Here is a 12,475-nt window from a genome sequence, read left to right as displayed (position 1 = left end):
AAAAAAACAGCAATTATTTTTACGAACTTTATTTACTTTGTCAGTAAAATCGTTAGAATACGCCGGCTCAAAATATTGTTCTTTTACAACCCAAAGGTAATGCTATGCATCCAATGTTAAACATTGCGATTCGCGCTGCGCGAAACGCAGGTAAGGTGATTTTGCGCGCCTGTGAAGATTTATCAAAAGTTGAAGCCACTCAAAAAGGCAACAACGACTTTGTGACTAACGTCGACAAAGAGGCTGAAGCCGTTATTCGCGAAACCATCTTAAAAGCGTACCCAAACCACAGCATTGTGGGTGAAGAACTAGGTCAACTTGAAGGTTCTGACGCAGATTACCTATGGGTTGTCGATCCTCTCGACGGCACCACTAACTTTATCCAAGATATCCCGCATTTCTGTGTATCGATTGCCCTTAAGGTAAAAGGTCGCATCGAACAAGCGGTTGTTTATGACCCAATCCGTGGTGAGCTTTTCACCGCCAGCCGTGGTCAAGGCGCCCAGCTTAACAGCAAGCGTATCCGTGTAAGCAACGCCAAAGACTTGTCTGGTACCGTGCTGGCAACAGGTTTCCCGTTCAAGCACAAGCACCATATGGATGCCTATATGGAAGCCTTTAAAGCCCTATTCGTACACACCTCTGATATTCGTCGCGCGGGCTCTGCAGCGCTGGATATGGCCTACGTAGCTGCCGGTCGCGTTGATGGCTTCTTCGAAATTGGTTTGAAACCTTGGGATACAGCCGCAGGTCAGCTACTTGTTAAAGAAGCAGGTGGTTTGGTGATGGACTTCGCCGGTGGTGCAAACTTTGAGAAAAGCGGCAACATAGTATGCGGTGCTCCTAAGCTGGCCCAAGCCCTTGTAAAAGAAATTCGTCCGGTACTTACAGAGTCATTATTGAAATAATCACTCCTTTATCGGCAATAAAAAAACGCGAGCCTTAGCTCGCGTTTTTTTGTGTCTCGTTAACCGTTACAGCTCGTAAGTAAAGCTCACACCCGCCACACGCGGCTCACCATATTGCACATAGGTTTGCGTAGCGTATTCATTTACCGGGTTGTTACCAAACTCAAAGCCGCGAGTATAAGTATCTTCATCCAGGGCATTACGCACCCAGAAGTTTAAGTCCCAGTAATCCGCCTGATAGCCAATGCTGGCGTTTACCAGGTTCGCATGAGGTGCTTGCGAGTCATGGCTGTTGGAGAAGTAATACTCGTCCTTGCCTTCCATGCCCACACTCACAGATAAGGCATCGGTAATATTAAAGCGCGCGTTGATGGCATATTGATAATTAGGCGCCTGCGCCTGATCACGATCTGTTTGATCAATGCCATCGGCTGTAACAAAACCGTCGATTTCGCTTTCCAAAAAACCCAGACTACCGCTTAGGGTTAGACGTGGTGAATAAGCGTATTCGCCTTCAATTTCAAGACCATAGTTTTCACCGCTGTTGCCATTGTCGAAGTAACCGGCAAATTGCTGATCTTCGGTTTTCCAAGCTTTAAGCTGAATATTATCGCGATACATATAAAACGCGGTAATACGCAGATTCAAACGTTGATCGGCTGAACTGCCCTTCACACCGAACTCGGCATTCCACAGATATTCTGGATCAAAAGTACGATGGTTGAGGAAAAACTCCGCATCCTGACTTAAACCTTCATCATTGGCTTTCGCGATGGCCTCGGCGTTGATACCACCGGCCTTATAACCGCGGCTGATACTGGTGTAGATCATGGTGCGTGGTACCACTTGATACTCAAGAGCGACCTTACCGCCAATCATGGTATCGTCAACGGTTTCGCTTACGCCGTGGACATCCATATAGTCGCCTTCGTTGCGCTCAACGCGCAAGCCGGTGACTAAGCGGGTTTTATCACTGATTGGGGTCTCAACTTGACCATAGATAGCCAGGTTGTCGCTATCATAATTAGAAGTAAAATCGCCGTCATTCCAGGTATACTGGCGCAGCAAGTCAACCTCGCGCGACTGATAATACAGGCCACCGACCCAGTCACCTGCTTTAGAGGTAAAGCGCAGCTCGGCACTGTGATCTTGACGCTCACGCTCGTAGCTGTCGGTTGAGCTGTAACCCCAAGGGTGCAAGCCAGCTTTACACAGCGCTGGCTCTTGCGGGTCATTACAGACCCAGTCTTCATCATAGCTATAAAGCATATCCGCATCTAAGGCGGTCAGATTCAGGGCGATATCGGCAAAATCAAAACCGGTATAGATATTACTCAGACCAAAGGCGTTACTTTCCTGAGTATCTTTACCTGGCTGATCCGCCACACTGATACGACTGTTATCCAGAGTAAAGGCATCATAGCCGTTATCTATATCCATAAAATGAGCGACAAACTCGGCGCGCCAGTGCTCGGTAAGTTGTGAGTGCAGCTTGATGCGTCCGACCTGCTCGTCGATATTCTGAGTATCATCACGACCCAGATAGGCATTTTTCATATAGCCATCGGATTTATTCTGATAGAAGCTGGCACGCACACTGCTTTTCTCACCAAAGCCGGTGGCCGCGGCGATACCTGCATCCCAGGCATTATAGTTACCCGCTCCCAGCTTGACCTTAAGGCTTGGCGTCACGGTCGGATCGGCACTTTCCATATGGATCATCCCGGCCATGGCATCGGCGCCAAAACGTGTGCCCTGAGGGCCACGGTAGATTTCCACCTGATCGACATCGAACAGCATGGCCGCGCCGCCTAGGCCAGAATAGTTAATACCGTCTATCACCATGCCCACGGAAGGGTTAATGGGGTCAACAAATTGCGAACGCAGGCCTATGCCACGCACCTGCACAAAACGACCACGCGATGCCCCAGCGGTAAAGTTAACGTTGGCGGCCTGATTTAACAGCTCATCCAAATACTTGGCGTCGCGAGCGGCAATTTCGGTTTCAGAGAAGAGGCTGGCACTGGCGCTTAACTCTTGAATCGACTCGCTTTTAAAGTCGCCGGTAACAATAATTCGTTCAATTTCACTTTCATCTGCAAAGGCGCTAACACTTAGGCTTTGAGCGACCGCACAGGCTAATAAACATAAACGTGCATTCATGCTGGGAAGGCATCCCTACTGAATTAAAAATGGAACACCGAGTCTAGCAAAATCAAGCCATTAAATGAACAGTTTAGGTACTTAAGCGGGGCGTAAAAGCGGCGCAATAGCAAAGGGAAAAAGGCATCCCATGACTAGTCACTCAACTTAGAGCGCTTGCCCTTTAGGTAGGCGCCGCGAAAGGCGACAAAATGCTGCTCTAATTTTTCTGCGGCTTCGGTTTCACCAGCCAATTGCAACACCATGATCGCCACCTCAGCGGTGCCAAGCTGGTGTGCATGGGGGGCAACGCGTAAACGATAATCCGAGAGCTTCTCTGGACTGATGGATAAGATGGGCAGTTCATCAAGGTAGGGCGACTTGCGCACCATCTTTTTGGCCTCGCGCCAGGTGCCATCCAAAAAGATAAACAAGGGCTTTTTATCCCCTTGATGCTGAACCTGGGTACAAACTCGCTCCGGTGCCATGCCTTCACTCGGGAACACCACATAAGCCTGATATTGGGGATCCGCAATCAGCGCCAGTAAAGCGGGATCCGGCTCAGTTCTGTCCCAGCGAAAAGCATGGTTATCGGGGACTATATCGGCGATTAAGCGCCCAGTATTGGAGGGCTTAAAGCTTTCGTTATGGTACATCAGCATACAAACCGCAACGCCACAGGGCACCGGCTCGACCCCGGCACAAATACATAAAGGCTCGGCCAAGAGGCAAGACTCACAACGGCTGAGCTTGCTGCCACGGGCTTTAAACTCGCGCTTTGCCATTGCTATTTGTTGGGTCCGCAGTTTTAATACAGAATTGGTCACCTGGTTCCGCCTTGGAGTTGCCTTGATTTGATTCGGGCGCGTATTGTAGAGCAAACACGGAGTAAATAACATGATCACTATCCCCGACAGCGAACGCCTCAGCTACCGTCTTATGACGCTTGACGATGGCGACCTGTTCTTCGAGCTCGACCAAGATCCGGCGGTGATGAAATACATTAATGGTGGTAAACCCAGCACCCGCAAAGACATAGATGAGATCGCCCTGCCGCGCCTGGCCAAATACCTGAACCCGGAAAAAGGCTGGGGTCTTTGGCAGGTCACAGAAAAAACCGAGCAGCGCTTTTTGGGCTGGGTTTTGGTACGCCCCTACCAATTTTTTAGCGAGCAGCCCCAGTGGCTTAACCTAGAACTCGGCTGGCGCTTTAAACAGATCAGCTGGGGCAAGGGCTATGCTAGTGAAGCCGCGGCGGCCGTGGTACAGGCATTGCGTAAACAAGGTGATATAAGCCACTTTTGCGCCATTGCCGAGCAAGATAACCTAGGCTCAATAGCCATTATGAAAAAACTGGGCATGGAGTATATTCGCAGCTATACCCATCAGGATCCCATGGGCGACTGGGACGTGGTCTACTATGAAATGGCGGCACGTTAAGTGCCACTGACAAAAATAGTTACGAAAAAAATACACATTTTCTTTTAGCCTTATCCCGCGCTAATTTATTAAGCGAAAGCCGAAAAATATCAAAACCATAGCCAAATAACTGCGGCTTTGAGCCCTGCTCTGACCCAGGTTAAAAAACACAAACTGTTCACTTTGTAATCAGATGTAATGTCAGGCTGTCAAAAATACGGCTATATTTTGTAATCTCTAGTTTGAGAGCTGATACCAATTCTGTTGAGTATGTGATCAGAGATAGCGCTGGATAAATGCTATGTTCACAAGGCGGAATTTTTCTTATGTAGCATTCTACATGGGAAAATTCCAACACAGTGAACATGATATTTAGCCCGCTGGAATGATTAGCTATTTAAGTGAACTGGTATTACACAGGTATGGTGAGCAGATGGATAAAATAAATAGCTTTATGGCACTGAGCTGCACCTTAATAGAAGGTCAGGGGCATCAGCCAATTGGTGCACTAGATGGCGCCAAGGTACGACACGAATATATGCCGGTATGGCTCGCTCACATCGAGCAGTACCGAAAAGGGCTAGCGGAAAGGGTGTTAGACACCTTTGAAGCGCTGCAAGAAGTAACGCCAAAACTCTCGCGTGAACAACTCACGAATGCCATGCTTGCAGAGCGTAACGGCCGTGATTTTGTTCAAGCATGTCAGCAACTGGTTTATCTCTGCCAAAAAGGCAGTTGGCCAGGGCCGAGCATGTGAACTAGCAGTTTAATTCGCAATCATAGCGAAGCATAAAAACAAAAAACCCGGCTTAGGCCGGGTTTTTTATTACTTAGCAAAAGAGCTTAGAAAAAGCGCTTACTTCTTCTTAACTGCTTTTTTGTTTGGTAGGTCAGTGATTGAACCTTCAAAGATTTCTGCAGCTAGACCGATAGACTCGTTAAGAGTCGGGTGAGCATGGATAGTTAGCGCCAGGTCTTCACCGTCTGCACCCATCTCAACCGCTAGGCCGATTTCACCCAGCATTTCACCGGCGTTGATACCAACCATGGCACCACCGATGATACGGCCATTGTCCTTATCGAAGATAAGCTTAGTTTGACCTTCGGTACGTGCAGAAGCGATAGCACGACCAGATGCTGCCCACGGGAATACCGCAGTTTCAATGTTAAGGCCTTGCTCTTTCGCTTCTTTCTCAGTTACACCTACCCAAGCGATTTCTGGATCTGTGTAAGCGATTGAAGGAATACACTTAGGATCGAAGAAGTGCTTCTGACCAGAGATAACCTCGGCAGCAACGTGACCTTCGTGAACCGCTTTGTGCGCAAGCATAGGCTGACCTACAACGTCACCGATTGCATAGATGTGACCAACATTGGTCTTCATTTGCTTGTCGGTGTTGATGAAGCCGCGCTCGTCTACGTTAACACCCGCTTTCTCAGCGTCGATAAGTTTACCGTTAGGTGTACGACCAACAGCAACTAGTACTTTGTCGTAACGTACTGGCTCAGCAGGTGCATTCTTACCTTCGAACGATACGTAAAGACCATCGTCTTTCGCTTCAACAGCAACTACCTTAGTAGAAAGCATGACGTTGAACTTGTCTTTTACATAGCGCGTGTAGATCTTGATAACGTCTTTATCAGCCGCTGGTACTAGTTGATCAGCAAATTCAACAACGTCGATTTGTGAACCCAGTGCACGGTAAACAGTACCCATCTCAAGACCGATGATACCACCACCTAGTACAAGTAGTTTCTCAGGAACGTCTTTAAGCTCAAGGGCACCGGTTGAATCGATTACGCGATCATCTTCAGGGATGAAAGGTAGGTTAACAGGCTGAGAGCCCGCAGCGATAATAGCATTGTCGAAAGTGATAGTAGTGCCATCAACGTCAAGGGTGTTGCTGCCAGTGAATTTACCGTAGCCGTTAACTACCTTCACTTTACGCATTTTCGCCATGCCGTCTAGGCCGCCAGTTAGCTGGCCGATTACAGACTCTTTCCAACCACGGATCTTGTCTAGGTCGATTTCAGGCTTGCCGAAAGAAACACCGTGAGACGCCATTTCGCTTGCGTCATCAATAACTTTAGCAACGTGAAGTAGTGCTTTAGATGGAATACAACCTACGTTCAAGCACACGCCACCAAGGGTGCTGCGTGACTCAACTAGAGTGACTTCTAAACCTAAGTCTGCGGCACGGAAAGCTGCAGAATAACCACCAGGACCACCGCCTAGTACAACGACTTGAGTTTTGATTTCGTTGCTCATGCTATTACCTTATTTTGTCCGAACGGGAAGCAATAACGAATAATTTCATTTACCCGCCATTACTCACAAAAATTGTGCAAAGATTGTATCATTGCAAAGTAAAAAAATCCCAGTAAAAACCGTTTACTGGGATTAAAGTTCTATCTATTTAGCTTACATTACCAGGTTGCGAATATCGCTTAGGTAATTTGCCAGGGTCACAGTAAAGCGTGCTGCCAGGGCACCGTCAATTACACGGTGGTCGTATGAGCAGCTTAGCGGCACCATGAGGCGCGGCTCAAACTCTTTACCATTCCACTTAGGTTTGAAGTCAGACTTAGACACACCCAAGATCGCCACTTCTGGCGCATTGACGATTGGCGTAAATGCCGTACCGCCGATGCCACCTAGGCTGGAGATGGTGAAACAGCCGCCCTGCATATCTGCAGAGGTCAGCTTGCCATCGCGCGCTTTGGCAGAAATTTCCATCAGCTCACGTGATAGTTCGATGATGCCTTTTTTGTTTACATCACGCACTACCGGTACAACCAAACCGTTTGGTGTATCTACAGCGATACCTATGTGCACGTATTTCTTCAGGATCAGGCTTTCACCGTCTTCTGAAAGCGATGAGTTAAAGGTTGGGAACTCTTCCAACGCTTTCGCCGCTGCCTTCATTACGAACACAAGTGGAGTGATCTTCACGCCTAGCTTTTTCTTCTCGGCAAGGGCATTTTGCTCCTTACGGAAAGCTTCCAAGCTGGTGATATCCGCTTCATCGTATTGAGTTACGTGAGGGATATGAACCCAGTTACGGTGCAGGTTGGCACCAGATAGTTTCTGGATACGTGAAAGTTTCTTCTCTTCCACATCGCCGAACTTGCTGAAGTCCACTTTTGGCCATGGGATCAGATCTACACCCGCACCATTACCACCTTTACCGGCATTGCCAGACTCAACCTGCTTCACTAACTCTTTCACATAGTTCTGCACGTCTTCTTTAACAACGCGGTTCTTACGGCCAGTACCTTTCACTTTGGCAAGGTTGATACCAAACTCACGCGCTAAACGGCGAACCACAGGCGATGCGTGCGCATAGTCACTGTTCTCAACGAAGTCTTCACGCTTCGCTGGCGCCGGACCACCTGCTTTTTGAGCAGGAGCGGCAGCTGGTGCAGCGGCAGGCGTTGCTGAAGCAGCAGGTGCAGCCGCACTTGCAGCCGCACTTGCAGCTGCTGGCACTGAGCCTTGCACTTCGAAGGTGAAGATAAGAGAGCCAGTGCTCACCTTGTCGCCCACATTCACTTTTACTTCTTTGACAATACCGGCGAAAGGAGCAGGCACTTCCATAGAGGCCTTGTCGCCTTCAACGCTCAGAATTGATTGCTCTTCTGAGACGCTGTCACCAGCGCTGACCATAACTTCGGTCACTTCAACTTCGTCACCGCCGATATCTGGCACAACGACTTCTTTGATTTCAACGCCACCAGTTTGTGCTGGTGCCTGAGCTGGAGCGGCTGGCGCTGCAGCAGGTGCTGAGCCGGCAGTTTCAAAGACAAACACTAGCGAGCCAGTTTTCACCTTATCGCCTACGTTGACTTTAATTTCTTTAACCACACCGGCTTGTGGTGCGGGTACTTCCATAGAAGCCTTGTCGCCTTCAACGCTTAGGATTGATTGCTCTTCTTCTACCATGTCGCCGACACTGACCATGATTTCAGTAACTTCAACTTCATCGTCACCGATATCAGGTACCTTGATGTCAACGCTTTCGCTTGCAGCCGCGCTCGCCGCTGGGGCGGCAGGTGCACTTTCTTGCGCAGGCGCAGCTTCGGCTACCGCCGACTCACCTTCGAAAATCATGATCAAGGTGCCGGTTGAAACCGTGTCGCCTTCAGCGATTTTAATCTCTTTAACCACACCCGCTTCGCTTGCAGGTACTTCCATAGAGGCCTTGTCGCCTTCTACGGTAATAAGCGATTGCTCAACTTCAACCTTGTCGCCAACGGCAACAAGAATCTCAGTAACTTCAACCTCATCACCGCCGATATCTGGAACTTTAATTTCAATAGTCATTGCTAACCTCTTAAGCGTACAGCGGGTTAATCTTGTCTGCGTCGATGTTGAATTTCTTAATTGCTTCGGCAATTACAGACTTCTCAACATCACCACGTTTAGCCAGCTCAGTCAGTGCGGCAACTACCACGTAACCTGCGTTCACTTCGAAGTGACGACGTAGGTTTTCACGGCTATCCGAACGACCGTAACCGTCGGTACCTAGTACGCGGTAAGACTCAGCTGGGATAAAGGCACGAATTTGCTCTGCATAGTTCTTCATGTAATCAGTCGCAGCAATCGCAGGTGCATCACCTAGTACAGAAGTTACATAAGGCACTTTTGCCTCTGCTTCTGGGTGTAGCATGTTGTAACGGTCTGCGTCTTGAGCATCACGGGTGATCTCATTGAATGAGGTTACCGAGAATACGTCAGAGGCAATGCCGTAGTCATCGCTAAGTATCTGCGCTGCTTTGCGTACTTCATTCATGATAGTACCTGAGCTTAGAAGCTGTACCTGGCCTTTGCTGCCAGCGTAACTTTCTAGCTTGTAGATACCCTTACGAATACCTTCTTCGGCGCCTTCTGGCATTGCCGGCTGATGATAGTTCTCGTTCATCAGAGTCAGGTAGTAGAAGACGTTCTCTTGGTTCTCACCGTACATGCGACGGATACCGTCTTCGATAATTACAGCAACTTCGTAGCCAAACGTTGGGTCGTAAGAAATACAGTTAGGCACTGTGTTTGCAAGAATATGGCTGTGACCATCTTCGTGCTGCAGACCTTCACCATTAAGCGTTGTACGACCAGCCGTTGCACCTAGAAGGAAGCCACGTGCTTGTTGGTCACCGGCCATCCACGCCATGTCACCTACACGTTGGAAACCAAACATTGAGTAGTAGATGTAGAACGGGATCATAGGTAGATCGTTGGTGCTGTATGATGTTGCCGCAGCAACCCATGAAGACATTGCACCTAGCTCGTTGATACCTTCTTGCAGTACCTGACCACCTTGGTCTTCTTTATAGTAAGAAACGATGTCACGGTCTTCTGGACTGTAGTTCTGGCCGCGCGGGTTATAAATACCGATTTGACGGAACAGACCTTCCATACCGAAAGTACGGGCTTCATCGGCAATAATAGGCACTATGTTTTTACCAATGCCCTTGTCTTTAAGAAGTACGTTTAAGGTACGTACGAAAGACATAGTCGTTGAAACTTCACGCTTTTGCTCTTCAAGCAGTGGCTTGAATGCGTCTAACTGAGGTAATGCCAGCTCTTCGCTGAAGTTAGGAAGACGCTGCGGTGTGTAACCATGTAGGGCATTACGACGGGCGTGCAGGTATTCGTACTCTTTCGAACCTTCTTCCAGAGTCAGGTACGGAAGATTTGCTAAATCATCTTCAGATACCAAGTCATCTAGACCAAGACGGCTACGTAGGTGCGCTACGTGGGTCATGTCCATTTTCTTAACCTGGTGCGCGATGTTCTTACCTTCAGCAGCATCACCCATGCCATAACCTTTAACGGTTTTTGCAAGGATTACAGTTGGACGACCTTTGGTTTCTTGTGCTGATTTGAATGCTGCGAATAGTTTCGAAGGCTCATGACCACCACGCTTAAGCGCGAAGATCTCTTCGTCAGTCATATCGGCAACAAGGGCTGCAGTTTCTGGGTAACGACCGAAGAAGTGCTCACGTACGTAGGCGCCATCTTTCGCTTTATAGGTTTGGTAGTCACCATCAAGCGTTTCGTTCATAAGCTGTAATAGCTTACCTGTTGTATCTTTAGCAAGAAGCTTATCCCAGCCACTGCCCCATACAACCTTGATCACATTCCAGCCGGCACCTTTGAACAGACCTTCAAGCTCTTGAATGATCTTACCGTTACCCATTACAGGACCATCCAGACGCTGCAGGTTACAGTTAATTAGGTAGCATAGGTTATCCAGACCTTCACGAGCGGCGAATGAAATCGCACCACGTGATTCTGGCTCATCCATCTCACCGTCACCCAGGAAGGCATAAACGCGCTGGTTAGATGTGTCTTTAAGACCACGACCATCTAGGTATTTTAGGAAACGCGCTTGATAGATTGAAGCAATTGGACCCAGACCCATAGATACCGTTGGGAACTGCCAGAACTCTGGCATTAATTTCGGGTGCGGGTAGGAAGGAAGACCCTTGCCATCCACTTCCTGACGGAAGTTATCAAGCTGATCTGCAGTCAAACGACCTTCAACAAAAGCACGGGCATAAATACCCGGTGAAATGTGGCCTTGGTAATAAACCAGGTCACCGCCGTCTTGCTCGTTTGGAGCACGGAAGAAGTGGTTAAAGCATACTTCGTAGAAGGCTGCTGACGACTGGAAAGACGCCATGTGTCCACCTAAGTCAAGTTCCTTCTTAGACGCACGCAGAACAATCATGATCGCATTCCAACGGATGATAGAGCGGATACGGCGCTCGATATTTACATCACCCGGGTATGCAGGTTCTTGATCTGCAGGGATGGTATTAACGTAGTTAGTGGTGGTGCCGGTTGGCATATCAACACCGTCTAAACGCGCTTGCTCTAGCACTTGCTCAAGAATGAATTGCGCTCGCTCAACACCCTCTTCACGCACTACAGACTCAAGGGCTTGTAACCACTCTTGGGTTTCTAATGCGTCTACGTCAACTTTATTGACTTCAGACATATGGAGTTTTCCTTATGTTTAAAATACGAATTTAAAATGCTAAAAAGCCCCCGTGCGAGCAAGGCTCCACAGGGGCTTAAAGCGAATTTTATTGTGTGCGGGTACGTCGCAATGAGCGCTCGATACGTGAGTGCTCCTTGGTTGCTTCCAATAATGCCTCTTCGATAAAGGCTAAGTGGGCATTACTGGCTAAACGTGCCTGCTCTGGGTGCCCTTCAATAACGGCTCCCATCAACACTTGACGGTGCTCAGCAAGTTGCTGTGACACCTCGGTTTTCTTCATCAGTACCTGCAGGTTTTGCAGGACATTTTGCTCCAGCAAGGCCTGCATACCGCGCACCAAATGCAGCAAAACTACATTGTGTGACGCTTCGGCGATGCAAAAATGAAAGGCATTTATGGCTTTGGCCTTCGCCGCCAGGTCATCGCTTACCTGAGCGATTTTTTCAAAGCTTTCTTTAACCTTGTCAAAATCAGTTTGGGTACCACGCAAAGCTGCATAGTACGCCGCAATTCCTTCAAGGGCATGACGAAACTCAAGTAAATCAAATTGTGATTCCGGGTGCTTGCTGATCAGCTCGAAAAGCGGATCGCTTAACCCTTCCTCCAACTGGTTTTTCACAAAGGTGCCACCGCCTTGACGACGAGTGACTAAGCCTTTGGCTTCGAGTTTTTGAATTGCTTCGCGCAGCGACGGACGAGAGACTTCAAACTGTTTGGCAAGCTCACGCTCCGGCGGTAATTTTTCACCCGGTGCTAACGAGCCCTCGAGAATCATGTTCTCAAGTTGCGCTAGGATCACATCCGAAAGTTTCGCTGCTTTGACTTTTAATGACATGGTTATCTTTAGCTTCGGGTAAATTGGTCATACCAAAAAGTGCGGATAAGGTATCAGATTCCCCTCAGGCTGTCAAAATTGCCGCTATACACCGCCATTTTTATTCACTTCAGTATGTAAGATATGGACAAAAGTGAAAGTAATTTTCGCTCGGTAACAAATGGTCA

The 12,475-nt window shown here is 48.4% G+C and carries 9 protein-coding genes; 3 read left to right on the top strand and 6 right to left on the bottom strand.

Going from position 1 to position 12,475, the window contains the following annotated elements:
* Positions 1-104 precede the first annotated feature (104 nt).
* Positions 105-908 (top strand): inositol-1-monophosphatase, encoded by an 804-nt coding sequence (suhB, locus tag C2M35_RS04350; RefSeq protein WP_105214686.1) that lies wholly within the window; start codon positions 105-107, stop codon positions 906-908.
* Positions 909-974: 66 nt separating this feature from the next.
* Here the strand turns inward: suhB and C2M35_RS04345 are convergent, their stop codons facing one another.
* Together C2M35_RS04345 and C2M35_RS04340 are read right to left on the bottom strand one after the other, a co-directional pair.
* Complete coding sequence (locus tag C2M35_RS04345) at positions 975-3,071, bottom strand: TonB-dependent receptor (protein WP_105264688.1); 2,097 nt, start codon at positions 3,069-3,071, stop codon at positions 975-977.
* A 134-nt stretch (positions 3,072-3,205) separates the two neighbouring features.
* Positions 3,206-3,877, bottom strand: a complete 672-nt coding sequence (locus C2M35_RS04340; RefSeq protein ID WP_105264687.1) for a tRNA-uridine aminocarboxypropyltransferase — start codon at positions 3,875-3,877, stop codon at positions 3,206-3,208.
* Positions 3,878-3,947: 70 nt separating this feature from the next.
* Here C2M35_RS04340 and C2M35_RS04335 point away from each other — a divergent pair, with 70 nt between their 5' ends.
* Complete coding sequence (locus C2M35_RS04335; RefSeq protein WP_325034815.1) at positions 3,948-4,490, top strand: GNAT family N-acetyltransferase; 543 nt, start codon at positions 3,948-3,950, stop codon at positions 4,488-4,490.
* Positions 4,491-4,902: 412 nt separating this feature from the next.
* The gene (locus C2M35_RS04330) at positions 4,903-5,226 is read left to right on the top strand and encodes a hypothetical protein (RefSeq protein WP_158677911.1); all 324 of its coding nucleotides are present in this window, start codon (positions 4,903-4,905) and stop codon (positions 5,224-5,226) included.
* Positions 5,227-5,325: 99 nt separating this feature from the next.
* On the opposite strand, the gene lpdA is transcribed toward C2M35_RS04330, so the two are convergent.
* The 4 genes from lpdA to pdhR form a co-directional block, all read right to left on the bottom strand.
* Positions 5,326-6,738 (bottom strand): dihydrolipoyl dehydrogenase, encoded by a 1,413-nt coding sequence (gene lpdA / locus C2M35_RS04325; protein WP_105200195.1) that lies wholly within the window; start codon positions 6,736-6,738, stop codon positions 5,326-5,328.
* A gap of 153 nt (positions 6,739-6,891) precedes the next feature.
* Complete coding sequence (aceF, locus tag C2M35_RS04320; RefSeq protein ID WP_105264686.1) at positions 6,892-8,793, bottom strand: pyruvate dehydrogenase complex dihydrolipoyllysine-residue acetyltransferase; 1,902 nt, start codon at positions 8,791-8,793, stop codon at positions 6,892-6,894.
* A gap of 10 nt (positions 8,794-8,803) precedes the next feature.
* Positions 8,804-11,470: a pyruvate dehydrogenase (acetyl-transferring), homodimeric type gene (aceE, locus tag C2M35_RS04315; protein WP_105258194.1), complete on the bottom strand. Its 2,667-nt coding sequence runs from the start codon at positions 11,468-11,470 to the stop codon at positions 8,804-8,806.
* 88 nt (positions 11,471-11,558) lie between these two features.
* Positions 11,559-12,308 (bottom strand): pyruvate dehydrogenase complex transcriptional repressor PdhR, encoded by a 750-nt coding sequence (pdhR, locus tag C2M35_RS04310; protein ID WP_105200192.1) that lies wholly within the window; start codon positions 12,306-12,308, stop codon positions 11,559-11,561.
* Positions 12,309-12,475: the final 167 nt, after the last annotated feature.

It is taken from the genome of Pseudoalteromonas sp. T1lg76, assembly GCF_002964725.1.
GTDB lineage: Bacteria > Pseudomonadota > Gammaproteobacteria > Enterobacterales > Alteromonadaceae > Pseudoalteromonas.
The sequence above is the reverse complement of the archived record's forward strand: the minus strand, read 5'-3'. Positions and strand labels throughout refer to the sequence as shown.

Excerpts from the sequence above, each read along its gene's own strand:
- pdhR (WP_105200192.1), bottom strand. The coding sequence starts at position 12,308 with ATGTCATTAAAAGTCAAAGCAGCGAAACTTTCGGATGTGATCCTAGCG.
- C2M35_RS04335 (WP_325034815.1), top strand. The coding sequence starts at position 3,948 with ATGATCACTATCCCCGACAGCGAACGCCTCAGCTACCGTCTTATGACG.
- suhB (WP_105214686.1), top strand. The coding sequence starts at position 105 with ATGCATCCAATGTTAAACATTGCGATTCGCGCTGCGCGAAACGCAGGT.
- C2M35_RS04330 (WP_158677911.1), top strand. The coding sequence starts at position 4,903 with ATGGATAAAATAAATAGCTTTATGGCACTGAGCTGCACCTTAATAGAA.
- aceF (WP_105264686.1), bottom strand. The coding sequence starts at position 8,793 with ATGACTATTGAAATTAAAGTTCCAGATATCGGCGGTGATGAGGTTGAA.
- C2M35_RS04345 (WP_105264688.1), bottom strand. The coding sequence starts at position 3,071 with ATGAATGCACGTTTATGTTTATTAGCCTGTGCGGTCGCTCAAAGCCTA.
- aceE (WP_105258194.1), bottom strand. The coding sequence starts at position 11,470 with ATGTCTGAAGTCAATAAAGTTGACGTAGACGCATTAGAAACCCAAGAG.
- lpdA (WP_105200195.1), bottom strand. The coding sequence starts at position 6,738 with ATGAGCAACGAAATCAAAACTCAAGTCGTTGTACTAGGCGGTGGTCCT.